This window comes from Tardiphaga sp. 215_C5_N2_1, from assembly GCF_052076055.1.
GTDB classification, from domain to species: Bacteria; Pseudomonadota; Alphaproteobacteria; order Rhizobiales; family Xanthobacteraceae; genus Tardiphaga; species Tardiphaga robiniae.
The window spans coordinates 718,103-732,212 of sequence record NZ_CP197240.1 but is presented as its reverse complement, the minus strand read 5'-3'; the positions used below and the strand labels follow the sequence as shown (position 1 = coordinate 732,212).

The window sequence follows — 14,110 nt, the reverse complement described above, 5'->3', positions numbered from 1 at the left end:
GGCATTCTTTGATGCCTGTTGTGCCGGCGATCGCCGACCTCTCGTTTGTCATGCCCGGACTTGATCCGGGCATCCATCTTTTACTTGGCAACCCTGAAGATGAATGGCCGGGTCAAGCCCGGCCATGACACCTCTGGGGAGTTATTAACCCGCAGCACTCGACTGCGGCGCGATGTTCGCGCGTTTGTCGTAGCGCGCGACGCGCGAGAGGAGATAATCGACCTCCGCCTTCGCCTGCGCCGTGATCGCCACACCCGGCTTGCGCTGCGCGCTTGATGCAATAACACCACGCTTCTGCAGCACGTATTTGCGGACTGCCAGACCAATGCCGAGCTGCTGCTCGTAGCGGATCAGCGGCAGATGAGCATCGAACAGATCGTGCGCCTTGTCGCGCTCGCCCTTCTTCGAGAGATTGACGACGTCGATCAGAAGTTCAGGGAAGGCATAACCCGTCATCGCGCCATCAGCGCCGCGTTCCATTTCGAAATCCAGGAACACGCCGCCATTGCCGGTGAGGATCGAGGTTTCGCGCAAGCTGCCGTCCTTCTGGAAGTTGCGCAGCGCGGTGATCTTCTCCAGGCCCGGCCAGTCCTCGTGCTTCAGCATCACGCAGGACTTGGAGTCCATGATGATCTTGCGGATCACGGCGGGGGTCATCACCACGGTCAATGTCAGCGGATAATCCTGCAGCACCCACGGAACGTCGTCGCCGATGGCCTCGACAGCGCCCTTGAAATAGTTGGTGATCTGATCGTCGGTGCGCAGATGCGGCGGCGGGGCGATCATAACGCCGGCAGCGCCGGCATCCATCGACTTCAGCGCCAGCGAGCGCATGGCGGCAAAGCCCGGCGCGGAAACGCCGACGATGATCTGCATCTTGTCGCCAGCACGCTTGATGAAGCGGGTGGCCACGGCCTCGGACTCGGCCCCCTCCAGCTTCGGCGCCTCGCCCATGATGCCGAGCACGGTCACACCGTTGCAGCCGACCCGGGCATAGAAATCCGTCAGGCCGTCGATCGATTTGTCGTCGATGCGGCCGTCGTCGAGGAACGGGGTCGGTGCGATGGCGAAGGTGCCGGCGGCTTTGGCGGTCAGTTTCATCATGGGCCTCTGTGAATGGATGCCGGCATTCTACCGGGAAATATCCGGTCTGTCCGCCCGAACCGGACCCAACTGCCCCTCAAAAACGCCGTGCCCCGTGCTGGCTCGCCTCCTCCGAGAAGAATATCTCGCCGGCATGGGTCACCACGTCCTGCGCGCTCCAGCCGTCATGGGGCGGCTTCCAGCCTTCCATTTCCATCATCTTCATCTCGCGAACGCCGCGCGGGCCGGACACGCCGAGAACCTTGCCGGTCTGGCTGCCGGAGAGATCGCTGACCATGTAGAGCACCGCCGGCGCGATACCGTCCGGACCCAGGGCCGCGCCGGGATTTTCGATATAGCGCGGCAGGTCCGCGGTCATCCGCGTCAGCGCGCCCGGCGCCAGCGTCCAGACGCGGATATTGTATTTGCGGCCCTCGATGGCCAGCACATTGGACAGGCCCCAGATGCCGCCTTTGGCCGCGCCGTAATTGCTTTGGCCGAAGTTGCCGATCAGGCCGGAAGTCGAGGACGTGTTGACGATGACGCCGCCGCCGTTTTCCTTCATCCATTTGAAGGCCGGCTGGGTGACGCAGAACGTGCCTTTGAGATGCACCTTCATCACCTTGTCCCACGCCGCCTCGGACGCCTTGGCGAAGGTCTGGTCCAGCAGGATGCCGGCATTGTTGACGAGGATATCGACCTTGCCGAACGCCTTGATGGCATCGTCGAACACCGACTGGCCGCCTGATATGGTCGAGATGTCCGAGCCATTGGCGACCGCCTTGCCGCCGGCTTTGGTGACGGCGTCGACGACTTGCTGTGCCATCGAGAGATCAGAGCCTGAACCATCGCGCGGGCCGCCGAGATCGTTGACCACGACGGATGCGCCTTCGCTCGCAAACAGTTTTGCGTAGGCTTCACCGAGGCCGCCACCGGCGCCGGTGATGATGGCGACCTTGCCGTCGAGAAGACCCATGACGTTCTCCCTGCGTGGTTTTTTGTCTTCTACTACGCAATCGACGTTGCGTTCGTTTTGTCGTCCCCGCGAAGGCGGGGACCCATACACGCCGTAGCGCTAGTTGAAGCGAGGTCGTGGTGGCTCCGCCGTTTCGACCGCGCTGCCTGAGGCTATGGGTCCCCGCCTTCGCGGGGACGACAGCCGAGAGGTTTAAGCCAGCACCGTCCTGCCGCTCTTGATCACGGTGACGCCGCGTTCCTTCACCTTGGCCTCGAACGACACCACGTTGCCGTCCTTCCACAGATCCATGCTGACGGTTTCGCCGGGAAACACCGGCGACGAGAACCGCACCGCATGCTGCTTGAAGGCGGAGGGATCGTAATCGGCATAGGTCTGCAGCACGCCGCGGCAGGTGATGCCATAGGTGCACATGCCGTGCAGGATCGGCCGCGGGAAGCCGGCGCGCTTGGCGAATTCCGGATCGGAATGCAGCGGGTTGCGGTCGCCGCACAGGCGATAGATCAACGCCTGATCGGGCCGCGTGGTGATATCGACCGTCTTGTCCGGCGCGCGCTTCGGCATCGCATGCGGCTCGGGCTGGCCTTCGGACTTGCCGCCGAAGCCGCCATCGCCGCGGGCGAAGCGTGAGGCTACCAAAGTCGCCAGCGCCTCCCCAGCTTCATCGCGCAGAATGGTCTGGTGCAGGATCACCGCGCCCTTGTCGGCGCCCTTGTCGAACACGCCGAGCACACTGCTATCGGCAGTGATCTTGGCCGCGACCGGCAGCGGCTTGTGGAAGGTGATGTCGCGCTCGCCATCGACAACGAGCAGCTTATTGAGACCCATCTCGCCCGGGCCCGAGCCCCATGCGGCAACCGATGCATAGGTCGGAACGACGTTCAGCGGACGCGGCGTATAGGTGCCTTCATTGACGAAAGCGAGTTCACGCTCGTCCATCGGATCGGCGCCCATGCCGATGCCGTAGGCGTAGAGCATCACTTCGCGATCGGTCCAGGAGTACTTCTGGCCGATATTCTTCATCGTCATCAGGGCTTCGTAGTTGATGGGCATTTGAGTTCGCTCCTCGATTGTTCTTTTTGCTTTGCGGCGCCGATAATTGCGCCCTCTCCCCTTGCGGGAGAGGGCAGCACAGGCGCCCACTCCACACTTTGCAGGGAGAGGGGTAGCGGAAAGCACCGCCCTCTCCCGTCTCGAACGCCCCTGCGAAGCGAAGCTTCGCTAGAGCGTTCGATCCACCCTCTCCCGCGGCGCGCGGCTTTGCCGCGCTGGGGGAGAGGGGAAGAAAGCGAGCGCTACGCCGGCGTGAAGAACGGCAGCGGCGCGCCGTCGGTGGGCTTCCACACCAGCTTCACCTTCTGGCCGATCTTCAGCTTGTCCGGCTCACAGTCGACGATGTTGGTTTGCACCGAGGGGCCTTCCTTCAGCGTCACATAGGCGATCACGTAGGGACCGGTCGCCGATTTGCGCATGTGGCTGTAGGTGTAGATCTCGCCCTCGCCCGAGCTCTGTTCCCATTCGGTCTTGTCGGAGAAACAGAACGGGCAGATCGCGCGCGGGAAGAAATGCGCTTCGCCGCAGGTCGTGCAGCGCTTGATCATGAACTTGCCGTCCTTGGCCGCATCCCAGAACGGCTGCGATTCAGGATTGCCGGCGGGCGTCGGATACTTCTTGGCTTCAGTCATTACACGCGCTCCAGAATAGCGGTCGATGCGGCGTGACGTACGCCGAGCAGGCCTCCGGTGCCATGGGCGATCGCCAGATCGCAATTCGGCACCTGCACCTTGGGATGGGCTTCGCCGCGCAGCTGGCGAACGGCCTCGAGAATCTTGGTCATGCCGCCGCGATTGACGGGATGATTGCTGCAGAGGCCGCCACCATCGGTGTTGAACGGCAGCTTGCCGACGCCCGAGATCAGGTTGCCGTCGGAGACGAACTTGCCGCCGTCGCCCTTCTTGCAGAAGCCCAAGTCTTCGAGCTGCATCAGAACGGTGATGGTGAAGCTGTCATAGATCGATGCGTATTTCATATCCTGCGGCGTCACGCCCGCTTCCTCGAAAGCACGCGGACCGGACCACACGCCGGCGGAGTAAGTGAGGTCGAGATCCTTGCCACCGCGCGGACCCTTCATGGCTTCGCCATGGCCGATCAGGCGCACCAGCGGCTTCTTCAGGCTCTTGGCGATTTCCGGCGTGGTCACGATCATCGCACCGCCACCGTCGGAGACGACGCAGCAATCCATGCGGTGCAGCGGATCGGAGATCATCGGCGAGTTCAGCACGTCCTCGACGGTGACGACGTCCTTGAGCATCGCGTGCGGGTTGTATTGCGCGTGATGCGAGGCTGCGACCTTGATCCAGGCGAGTTGTTCGCTGGTCGTACCGTAGTCGTGCATATGACGCATGGCACACATGCCATAGGCATTGTGCGTGGTCGCACCGTAAGCGGTCTCGAAATCGGCTTCGGCGCCCTGCAGACGCGGCGGCATCACGCCGGTGCGCGGCTTGCCGGCCAGCGTGACGAGTGCGATCGAGCACTTGCCGGCGGCAATCGCCTGCGCGGCATGGCCGAGATGGATGATGTAGGAGCAGCCGCCGGTCTCGGTGGAGTCGACGTGACGCGGCTTGAGGCCGAGATAGTCGACCATCGGCCACAGGCCCCCTTGCGCATCGCCCGCGCAGAAATAGCCGTCGACGTCCTTGTGCGTCAGGCCCGCATCCTCGAGCGCGCCCTTGGCGACTTCGGCATGCAACTGCGCGATGGATTTGTCCGGCGCGTGCCGGGTCGGGTGTTCGTAGATGCCGGCGATATATGCCTTGCCCTTGATGCTCAAACGTCTCTCCGATTGGTGTTTCGTCCCAGTTCAGTTTTTTGTGACCTTTCACGGCAGCCTTGGCAAGCGACAACATTTCACGCTGCGGACGTAAATTTCACAGAGCGGAATGGATGCAACACAGCCGGGGAGCTTTTTCGCCATTGATTTAGCTGTTTACCAATCTGGTCAGCGAGCTCTGACAAAAGCGGAGGTCAGGATTTCCGGAAGTGGTGGGCTGGCCGGTGCCGACGACAGCGCGCGTTACGCGCAGGCCGCGACGTTCGATGCGGATTCAACTGTCAAACAGCCACTGCCCTTCAGACATGCGTCATCGCCCCCATTGTTTGCGGCGCGGGGGCGCCGTCGTCTCTTGCATTCCCGCCCCTTGTGAGAGGGCGTGCGGAACGCCGGGTGCCCGTTGCACCCTTGGGCCTGATGCGAATGCGGTCTTCCGCAAGGGGTAATGCATCAGGACTTTCGGAGGCGCCGAGCAAGTGCCCGACGTTCCGCCTGCGGTGTTTTTCGGTTGCTTGCACTTTGCCTCGACGAACGCTCCGATCGCGAATTAAAGTCCCAAGGCGATGGGAAGGGAGCCTCAAGCGAGTAAGCCGAACGCGTTTCGAATTGGTCGTCCGTCACACTGTCCAGGAGTCTTTCCATCCGAAGGTCGGCCGTCTCCTTGCCAGTGGCAGTGCTGGCGCAGATCCGTCCTGCCCGAAGACAGACGTCACCCCCAAACCGCGTGACGCCGCATCTCCGGCGTCCACCGCATCCCACCCCGCGAACGTGACGATCGCGATCGCCCCTCTCGGTGGGGCAGGACATAGGGGAATATAAACCTGATGGGGATGTTGTCAACGGGAGATAGGAAAAAATGTTTGGGCACTGTCTTCCCGCCCCACACTCGTCATTCCGGGGCGCGGCCGGCACTTGCCGGACGCGAACCCGGAATCCCGGCATGGGAGTCTCCGATCGCGCCGAACACTTAGAGATTCCGGGTTCGCGCTTCGGCGGCATTGCCGCCTTCGCGCGCCCCGGAATGACGAGTATGGGTGGAATGACGAGCGAGCCCTGCCCTACAGCAGCCCCAGTTCCCGCAGCTCGCGCCGCATCGGCTCCGGCATTGCCTCGATACTCGCGGCAGCCTTGCCGAGATCCGGCGGGGCGTCCTTGTCGGTGAGATAGCGCCAGCCCTGGAACGGGCGCAGCGGGCGCGGCGCGACCGTGACCGGTTTCGGCTGCATCACCAGGCGACAGCGATTGATACCGTCGCTGTCGCGGAACGGTTCGATCGCAAGAATCTTTTCGCGCAAGGCGATCTCGCCCTTGATCACCCAGTAGAGCGAACCGCCATCGAGCAGTTCGACATCGCGTTTCGGCACCATGCGGGTGATGTGGATGTGATGCTGGGGCGCGCCGCGCGCTTTTGCTGCGCGCATCCGTTCAGCGAGATAGCTCTTGAAATCCGCGATGGATTCGCAGCCGACGGCGAGCTTGATGAGATGCAGGGGCATGGGTCAGAAATCAGCAGTGCGACGCGGTTTTACAAGGCGTTATCCACCGCTCAGTTATCGGCCGGCGGAGCCTCCGGTGCAAGCTGCACGGGCGCTGGGGCGGCAGGCGCCTGTGGACGAGCGGCGGTCTTCGGTGCGGGCTGCTTCTTCGCGGCCGCAGGTGGCGGCGTTGTCGACGTCGCGCGCGGCGGAGGCGCCTGCGCATTGGCGGCGGCCGGCGGCTTCACGGGCGTTTCCGTCATGATCGAGATCGGCGGAATCGAGGACGAGGACGGGAAATCGGCCGTGGTCGGCTTGCCGGTCGGAACCGACGCCGGCAATCCGGCCAGCGCGCCCGTCGCAGCGGCTGCAGCCGCAGGCGGCGCATTCCAGCCGGGCGCATAGCGCGTCACGAGGCCCTCATAGGTGCGCTCTTCCATATTCGCGGCAATCCGCTTGTGATCGGTCAGCGCGGCATAGGCAGCGCAGCTCTCCGGCATGCAGCGATCGCGCGATTGCAGCACATAGGCAATCAGACCGTAGCGATCGCGCTCGATCGCGCGGCGCAGCCCGGCCAGTTCAGGCGTCATGGATTTATTCGCTGCCGCGACATCGCCATAGGAGGTCAAACGATTGATCTGCGCAGCCGAGGCCGATACGGCAGCCGCCACCGAATCCGCGGAGCCAAACAGCACCTTCTCGCAGCCCGCGAGCACCATATCGCCGGCGAGATCGTCGAGGCAGGACAGCGCCGGCAGCGAGGCATTCACCTGAGGCATTGCAACGACGGCGTGCGAGGCGTCCTGCCCGGCGGTTTCGGATTTGCGCAGTGTCGCAGCAGCGGCAACGCCGATCGCCAGCAGCGTGATCACGGTCAGCGCGCCATTGGCGACAGACTTCTCGGCGCGCAGCAGCGTCGCCAGCACGATCAGGGCGAAGAAGATGGAGGCAGCCAGCGCGAGCCACATCGGAAGCGTCGGCGCGCGCCAGATTTGATCGAGCGAATTCGCCCATACCCCGTTCATCGAGTCGTCCCCGCATATGTGGAAGCCATATTTCCGAAAAAAATGCTTCCAAAGAAAGTCGGGCTGCCATGAACCCGCAATATGCGGTTGTTATGGCACGGCCCCGGTCATGACGAAATCGTGGCGGCGCGGGCCTGGATTCTGATGAAATCAGAACCTTGGCCCTATCCTTTTATTTTGACGCGTTTTCTGGACGCGAACCGCTGCCCACTTCGCTCGAAAACGCTTTAGTCATCCTCGAAGCGCGGAATGACGATGGTCTCGGCGAGGCCCTCGTCGGTCCATTGCCGAAACGCCGGCAGCGCCTGCATCGTATCCATATACGCACGGGCTTCCGGCGTGACATCGATGTCGTAGGTCAGGAACCGGTGCACCACCGGCGCATACATGGCATCCGCGCCGCTGAAGGCGCCGAACAGATACGGTCCATATTTGCCGTAGCGTGCGCGGCAATCGGCCCAGATCTGCTGGATACGCCGGATATTGGCCTTGGCATCGTCGGACAGCGCCTTCGCGCGGACCGGCCGGTGCAGGTTCATACCGCATTCGTTGCGCAGCGGCATGAAACCGGAATGCATCTCGGCGGATACCGAACGCGCATGGGCGCGCGCGGCCCGGTCTTCCGGCCACAGCTTTGCATCCGGAAAACGCTCCGCGGCATATTCGATGATCGCCAGCGAATCCCACACCGTGATCTCACCATCGACGAGCGCCGGCACCTTACCTGACGGGGTCACATCGAGAATGCGCTGCTTGTCGGCGGCATCCGTGTACAGCGGGACAAACACCTCCGCGAAGGGGATGCCGCAGGCCTTCAGCGCAACCCATGGCCGCATCGACCACGACGAATAATTCTTGTTTCCGATCACCAGCGACAGCGACATCAACCACTCCTTGCGACACCGGTAAATTGCCACGCATACGCCTCTGCAAGCAAGCCGCGTACACAGGCTTGTTGCTGCATCACGGCATGCGTGGCAGAAGTGCCAACTGATACAATAGGTGCTTCATGATCAACTATTCCTGGGTCGACGTCTTCGCGCTGGGCTTCTTCATCCTGGAGTGGACGACCTATGCGATCACGCTGGAGCACACCAAATACGGCCGCGACAGCCTGTCGGCACGCATGCACGCCTATCGTGAGGTCTGGATGCGCCGTCTGCTGGAACGCGAGGCGCGCATCGTCGATACCCATATCATGACATCGCTGCAGAACGGCACCGCGTGGTTCGCCTCGACCACGCTGATCGCCATCGGCGGCTCGCTGGCGCTGCTGCGCGCCACCAACGAAGTGATGCCGATGATGCAGAACCTGCCGCTCGGCTTCAACACGACGCCCGGCATGTGGGAGATCAAGTGCTTCGGGCTGATTTTGATTTTCGTCTATGCGTTCTTCAAATTCGCCTGGTCGTACCGGCTGTTCAACTACGTCGCGATCCTGATCGGTGCGATGCCGCTGGCCTCGAAGCGCGACACACCGGAGGCCGAAGCGCATGTGGTGCGCACCACGCGGATGTTTGGCGCGGCGGCCCGGCACTTCAACCGCGGGCAGCGCGCCTTCTTCTTCGCGCTCGGCTATCTCGGCTGGTTCGTCAGCCCCTGGGTGTTTTTGGTCTCGACGGCAGCCGTGGTGATCGTGACCTGGCGCCGGCAGTTCGCCTCCAATGCCTGGCAGGCCATGGCGCCAGATGTGGATATCAGGGCTACCCCGCGAAATCCTGCGGCGTAAAATCGAGATCGAGCACTTTCCACTCGTCGTATTTGTCGGCCGGCAGCATCGCATAAGGCTGGCAGGCTTCCAGCGCCTGCTTGGCCGCCTGCATCAAGAGCGCGGCCTTCGCCGGCCGCCGGACCTCGATCACCGTGGGCTCGGCAACCAGCCGGCCATCCGGCGAGAACACGGCGCGCAGCTTGACCTTGGCGTCATCGCCGCGCGCGACGGTGGCAGGCAATTTCGAACAGCTCCGCAGATGACGCCGAAAAGCGGCGATGTCGAGCTTGGACAGGTCCGCCTGCTCCGATGCGCCGCCGCCGAAGCCTTCAGGCAAGCCCAGCATGACGCCGTATTTCACGGTAATATCGGCCTCGGGCTGCGGCGGCACCTGCTGCGAGCCCGGCTGCGGCGCCGGCGGCTGAGCCTGCAAGGCGGCCTGCTGCTGCAACGGCGGCTGCGTAGCGGGAGGCGCTGACGGAGGCGGCGTTGCGGGAGTGGCCTGCGGCTGTTGCTGGGCTTGCTGCTGAGGTGGCGGCGGTTGCTGGGCGGCCTGCTGCTGCGGTGACGGCGCGGGTTGCTGCGGCGATGTCTTGTGCGGCTGCGGCGGGGTGTTCTGCGCCGATGACTGCGGTTTGGCCGCGACGGCCTGGGTCTTCTGCTCTTCGAGGGTGGGCTTGTTGGTCAAATCAGGCAGCCGAAATTCCGGCTCAGGCTTCTTCTCTGGCTTTTTCTCCGGCTCCGGCGGCGTCTCCTCGGCCTTCTTCTCCGCCTCTGCGAGCTGCTGCGGCGTTACCAGATCGACGGCAACGCTCTCCTCATGCTGCTCCATCGGCCGCGCATCGGCGAAATAGACCCCGGCCGCCAAAGCGAGGTGGCCGACCACCGAGACGGCGATCGCTGCGCGGATGAGGTGCCTTGGTTCCATGGGGCTAATGAGACTTCTATACGCCGACTGGCCCGATCATAGCGTCGTGCCCTCCCCCGCGCCATGTCCGCCAAGCCACAGCTTGCGTCGTGCGGTGCGATCGGTCATGGCAGTGCATGGCCAAATCCCCTCCGAAGACCCCGAAGCCGTCAGCCGCCAAGCTGGCCCCGAAACCGAAGCCCTTGCCGCTCGACGAGGCGATCCTTGACGCGCTCACCCGCAACGGCGCGGGCACGCTGAGCCCTCCTGAGATTGCGCATGTGATCGAGCCCGAGGGCGATTGGCACGCGCTCTTGATGCCGATCCGCCGCGCCGCCGTGACGCTAGCGCTCGCCGACCGCCTCGTGATCTATCGCAAGGGCAAGCCGGTCGAGGATCCCAACGACTTCCGCGGCGTGTACCGGCTGGGGCTGCCGAAGGCGGAGTGACGCATCACCGCTTCTTCGGCCCCGGCAGCAACTCGCTGCTGCGGCCGGCGAGCCAATAGGTGATCAGCCCCACCCATTCGTGAACCGCGATGTCGCTCCGGCCGAGGCCGGCGCTGGCGGAATCGAAGGTCTCGGTGGCATCGATCCAGCCGCGCGTGCGCCAGTCCACCGGATAGGCTTCGACATCGAATCCGACCCTGCGGAACGCGCCGATCGCGCGCGGCATATGCCAGGCGGACGTCACCAGCAGCCAGCGCTCGCCGGGCTTCGGCGTCACCAGGCCCGCGGTGAAGGCGGCATTTTCGTCGGTGGTGCGGGAAGCGGTTTCCAGCGTGACGCGTTCCGGGGCCACGCCGAAACGCTGCAGCAGCTCGCCGGCAACGGGCGCTTCGGACAGCGACTTTTCAATCAGGCTGCCGGCGCCGCCGGTGAAGACGATGCGCGCCTGCGGATAGCGGCGCGCCAGCTCCAGCATCGCCGTTATCCGCTCGCCGGCCGAATTGATCTCTAGCGAGCCGCGTGCCGCGGACGAATCCGAATCGATGGCGCCGCCAAGCACGATGATCCCGTCGGGTGCACGGCCATCGTCCTGCCATTTCGGAAAACGCTCGGTCAGCGACAGCATCAGCACGTTGCCAATAGGCGAATAGCCGAACAGCAGCAGCAACAGGATGCCAAAGGTCACCAGCAATGTTCCGACACGCTGGCGCTGCAGCAGCACCAGCACAATGCCGATCACGCAAATGATGGCGATCGCATTGGACGGCTCCGTGAAGAAGCCGAGCATCTTGGAGAATATGAAGAACATGAGGCCCTTGGCTTGCCGGACGGTGTCACTGCATGAGCCATCCCGTCCACAAGATCAATGCGGCAAATGCCGGCTGGCCTGATGGATCAATCCCATTTCGGCGCGAAGCCGTAGTCAGTCAGCCGCCCCTTCGGATGCGCCAGATGCGAAATCCGGGACATCTCGTTTTCGGACAACATGAAATCGAACACGTCGATATTCTCCGACAGACGTTCGACCTTGGAGGTGCGCGGGATCGCCACCGCGCCCTGCTGGACCAGCCAGCGCAGGCACACCTGTGCTGCGCTCTTGCCATGCGCCTTGCCGATGTCGGAAAGCGTTTCATCGCCGCGGACATTGCCCTGGGCGATGGGGCTGTAGGCGACCATGGCCAGACCATTCTGCCGGCAGGCGTCCTGCACCTTCGCCTGGTCGAGATAGGGATGATACTCGACCTGATCGCAGACCAGCGGCGCGGGACATGCGGCGACCGCCTGTTCGATCAGCGCCACGGTGAAATTCGACAGGCCGATATGTCTGGTCAGGCCCATCTGCCTGGCATGCGCCAGTGCGCCGAGGGTTTCCTCCAGCGGCACCTGCGGGTTCGGCCAGTGCAGCAACAGCAGATCGACCTCGGTCATCCGCAGCCTGGTCAGGCTCTCCTTCACGGAGCGTTCGAGATTGTGAGGCGCGAAATGGGTGGTCCAGACCTTGGTCGTCACGAACATCTCGTTACGGCGAATGTGCGACGCGTGGATGCCCTCGCCGACATCGCGCTCGTTTTCATAGACCTGTGCGGTGTCGATGTGGCGATAGCCGAGCCGGATCGCCTGTTCGACGGTGCGTGCACAAGCGCGGCCACGCAGTTCCCATGTCCCGAGGCCAATGGCCGGGATGCGGGCGCCGTTTGCTTCCACGAACTGCATCATCTTCTCCTCTGACAGAGGAACGATACGAACGCCGACAAGCTTTTCCCGGACATGGCCGGCGCGTCAGCGCAGGCGATGATCCGCAGTGATCGTTCAGGCGTCCGCAGCAACCGGTGCAAGCGCCGCGAACACCGTGTCCGGTGCATGTGCGATCACCGCCAGCAAGGCACGGGCTGGACCGCGCGGCATGCGCTTGCCCTGCTCCCAATTGCGGATCGTCTCGACGGGAACGCCAAGACGCGCGGCAAATTCCATCTGGGTCAGCTGCGCACGGCGGCGCAGATCGCGCACTTCGGCTTCGCCGGGTCGCACCGCGACCGGCTCCGGCACGACAGGCATATCGGGAACCAGCGGCACCTCGTGCCCGTCCCGCAATTCGACGATCCGTCCGTCAGCCTTCAACCGCAAGCGCATGTTCGACCTCATTGCGCGTGATGGTCGTCGATTACCGTTAAGGAGCGGTGAATGTTCCGTACCGCCATGACGAGAAGCCGTGGGGCGTCTCCGTGATGCCAAATGACGTCTTGGCGCTGCCGCGCCTGAGGCACCGATGGCTTGGGCCAACCGTTCTTCGTTCAAGGTCGAACGATCCCGTCGGAGCCGATGAATTCGCTCCGCTATCGAAGCAGCCCTCCGTACATCCGGCAACAGTGTTACGGTCTGGCACTCAGCCCCCATGACCGCGGTATCCCGCGCAATTCAACCCATGCCTCGGAAATGTAGTGGTGGGTGATTTTGAAATTTCCGAATGGACGGCAGCTTTCGACCCATGGCGGACTCATTCAGGATAGGAGCCAGCAATCCTGTAGACGGTGACGCCAGACATTGAGCACTCCTCCTTGGACGCGTCGCTCACAGCGACGGCCTGCACCAGCCTGCCGTCCTTCAAATGGAAGGCAATCTTGAAAACCTGCCGGTAAAGGTCTCTACCTATCCGTTGGCTTGCAATCTGCTGTACAGACGTGCGGCCAAAATCCACCTCGTCGTTTACGAGAACGCCAGCGTTTTTGAGGTGAACAAAGGTCATGCTGGCTGGCCAGCCCTCTGGTCCAGCACATTTCGGATCTGCAAGAGCGGATGAGGCAGAGAGAAGTGCGATGCAGAGGCCCGCGAGGGCGATGTATCTGGACATATGCTGACCACCTGAAAGGCTGTGCTATGGCTCAATTGGAGGGGCGATCGACGCCGCTCCGTAGAAATTTCCAACCTCGATCGGGTCCAGTATATTTGCATGCCGCCAAGTATCGACGAACGCATCGATGAGGAGCTGACTCGCTGAGGCCGGTCGGTGCTCAGGCCAGACGATCAATCGTTCTCGGCAAAATCCGTCAATTTCCAGCCGGAATCATCCTTGCCGAAAACGTAGATGAGCGAGCCGCAGAAAGCAGAATAACTGACCTTACCCTCGTGGGTGTCCTTAACGGGCTTCTGCTTGGCAAGACACGTCCGCTGTGCCGGTTTGAAAGCACCCTTCCAGATCACAGGGAAATCAGCCACTTGCCGTTGATCGATGTAAAAGACCGGATATTTGACCATCTGCGAGACGGCCTGCTGGTCGCTCTTGCCGACGGCAGCATTGAATTGCGTCCAGAACGCTGCGAAACCGTCATCGCTCCCCGCCGCCAGTGCCGATCCTGCCGATATCAGCAAGCCAGCCACAAGCAGTCCCCTGCCGATCACCGATCCGATCGAATTCATGTTCGCCACTCCATACAATAATCGAGACTCCAGGTAGGACGATGGTCGATGAGATTTGGTTCAATGGCACCAACGCGCACAACCCGCGCCAATCGTGATGACCTGTTAGCGAGGAAGGAGGTCTAGCTCGTCAAGAGCTGCGAACACTGCGATGAAGAAAACCAGCACGAGAACAAGCATCGAAAACTTCAGCGAGTCTACGGTGAGTAGCGAACGAAATGCTGCAGTCATCGAGGG

At 62.7% G+C, this 14,110-nt stretch carries 16 protein-coding genes; 2 read left to right on the top strand and 14 right to left on the bottom strand.

The genetic code is table 11. From position 1 onward, the window contains the following. Positions 1-144: 144 nt before the first annotated feature. The 8 genes from AB7828_RS03260 to AB7828_RS03225 form a co-directional block, all read right to left on the bottom strand. Positions 145-1,101 (bottom strand): dihydrodipicolinate synthase family protein, encoded by a 957-nt coding sequence (locus tag AB7828_RS03260; protein WP_439064612.1) that lies wholly within the window; start codon positions 1,099-1,101, stop codon positions 145-147. A 79-nt stretch (positions 1,102-1,180) separates the two neighbouring features. Further along, a complete protein-coding gene (locus AB7828_RS03255; RefSeq protein WP_439063671.1) occupies positions 1,181-2,059 on the bottom strand; it encodes an SDR family oxidoreductase in 879 nt (292 codons plus the stop codon). A 192-nt stretch (positions 2,060-2,251) separates the two neighbouring features. Then, the gene (locus AB7828_RS03250) at positions 2,252-3,112 is read right to left on the bottom strand and encodes a MaoC/PaaZ C-terminal domain-containing protein (RefSeq protein WP_441229370.1); all 861 of its coding nucleotides are present in this window, start codon (positions 3,110-3,112) and stop codon (positions 2,252-2,254) included. Positions 3,113-3,354: 242 nt separating this feature from the next. After that, complete coding sequence (locus AB7828_RS03245) at positions 3,355-3,744, bottom strand: Zn-ribbon domain-containing OB-fold protein (protein ID WP_439063669.1); 390 nt, start codon at positions 3,742-3,744, stop codon at positions 3,355-3,357. Beyond that, a complete protein-coding gene (locus tag AB7828_RS03240; protein ID WP_068730675.1) occupies positions 3,744-4,892 on the bottom strand; it encodes a thiolase domain-containing protein in 1,149 nt (382 codons plus the stop codon). Before AB7828_RS03240 ends, AB7828_RS03245 begins: the two co-directional genes overlap by 1 nt. A gap of 1,058 nt (positions 4,893-5,950) precedes the next feature. Then, positions 5,951-6,388, bottom strand: a complete 438-nt coding sequence (locus tag AB7828_RS03235; protein WP_089267250.1) for a DUF1489 family protein — start codon at positions 6,386-6,388, stop codon at positions 5,951-5,953. 50 nt (positions 6,389-6,438) lie between these two features. Beyond that, the gene (locus AB7828_RS03230) at positions 6,439-7,392 is read right to left on the bottom strand and encodes a hypothetical protein (RefSeq protein ID WP_441229369.1); all 954 of its coding nucleotides are present in this window, start codon (positions 7,390-7,392) and stop codon (positions 6,439-6,441) included. Between the two features lie 227 nt (positions 7,393-7,619). Continuing rightward, complete coding sequence (locus tag AB7828_RS03225) at positions 7,620-8,276, bottom strand: glutathione S-transferase family protein (protein ID WP_120290250.1); 657 nt, start codon at positions 8,274-8,276, stop codon at positions 7,620-7,622. A 128-nt stretch (positions 8,277-8,404) separates the two neighbouring features. On the opposite strand from AB7828_RS03225, the gene AB7828_RS03220 reads away from it, so the two are divergent. Then, positions 8,405-9,121 carry a DUF599 domain-containing protein gene (locus AB7828_RS03220; RefSeq protein ID WP_441232190.1) on the top strand — a complete coding sequence of 239 codons (717 nt, stop codon included), beginning with the start codon at positions 8,405-8,407 and terminating at the stop codon, positions 9,119-9,121. Here the strand turns inward: AB7828_RS03220 and AB7828_RS03215 are convergent. After that, a complete protein-coding gene (locus tag AB7828_RS03215) occupies positions 9,096-10,031 on the bottom strand; it encodes a hypothetical protein (protein ID WP_441229368.1) in 936 nt (311 codons plus the stop codon). The two genes, AB7828_RS03220 and AB7828_RS03215, sit on opposite strands and share 26 nt — an antisense overlap. Positions 10,032-10,147: 116 nt before the next feature. Here AB7828_RS03215 and AB7828_RS03210 point away from each other — a divergent pair, with 116 nt between their 5' ends. Then, a complete protein-coding gene (locus AB7828_RS03210) occupies positions 10,148-10,459 on the top strand; it encodes a DUF3253 domain-containing protein (RefSeq protein ID WP_175367311.1) in 312 nt (103 codons plus the stop codon). Positions 10,460-10,463: 4 nt separating this feature from the next. Here the strand turns inward: AB7828_RS03210 and AB7828_RS03205 are convergent, their stop codons facing one another. From AB7828_RS03205 to AB7828_RS03185, 5 genes are all read right to left on the bottom strand, one after another. Further along, positions 10,464-11,267 (bottom strand): YdcF family protein, encoded by an 804-nt coding sequence (locus AB7828_RS03205; protein WP_441229367.1) that lies wholly within the window; start codon positions 11,265-11,267, stop codon positions 10,464-10,466. A gap of 86 nt (positions 11,268-11,353) precedes the next feature. Next, entirely contained in the window at positions 11,354-12,172 is an 819-nt protein-coding gene (locus AB7828_RS03200) for an aldo/keto reductase (protein WP_441229366.1), read from the bottom strand. Positions 12,173-12,268: 96 nt separating this feature from the next. After that, a complete protein-coding gene (locus tag AB7828_RS03195) occupies positions 12,269-12,601 on the bottom strand; it encodes a helix-turn-helix domain-containing protein (RefSeq protein WP_089267244.1) in 333 nt (110 codons plus the stop codon). 352 nt (positions 12,602-12,953) lie between these two features. Beyond that, positions 12,954-13,307, bottom strand: a complete 354-nt coding sequence (locus AB7828_RS03190; protein ID WP_439083594.1) for a hypothetical protein — start codon at positions 13,305-13,307, stop codon at positions 12,954-12,956. Between the two features lie 173 nt (positions 13,308-13,480). Then, positions 13,481-13,873 carry a hypothetical protein gene (locus tag AB7828_RS03185; RefSeq protein ID WP_439083595.1) on the bottom strand — a complete coding sequence of 131 codons (393 nt, stop codon included), beginning with the start codon at positions 13,871-13,873 and terminating at the stop codon, positions 13,481-13,483. Positions 13,874-14,110 lie beyond the last annotated feature (237 nt).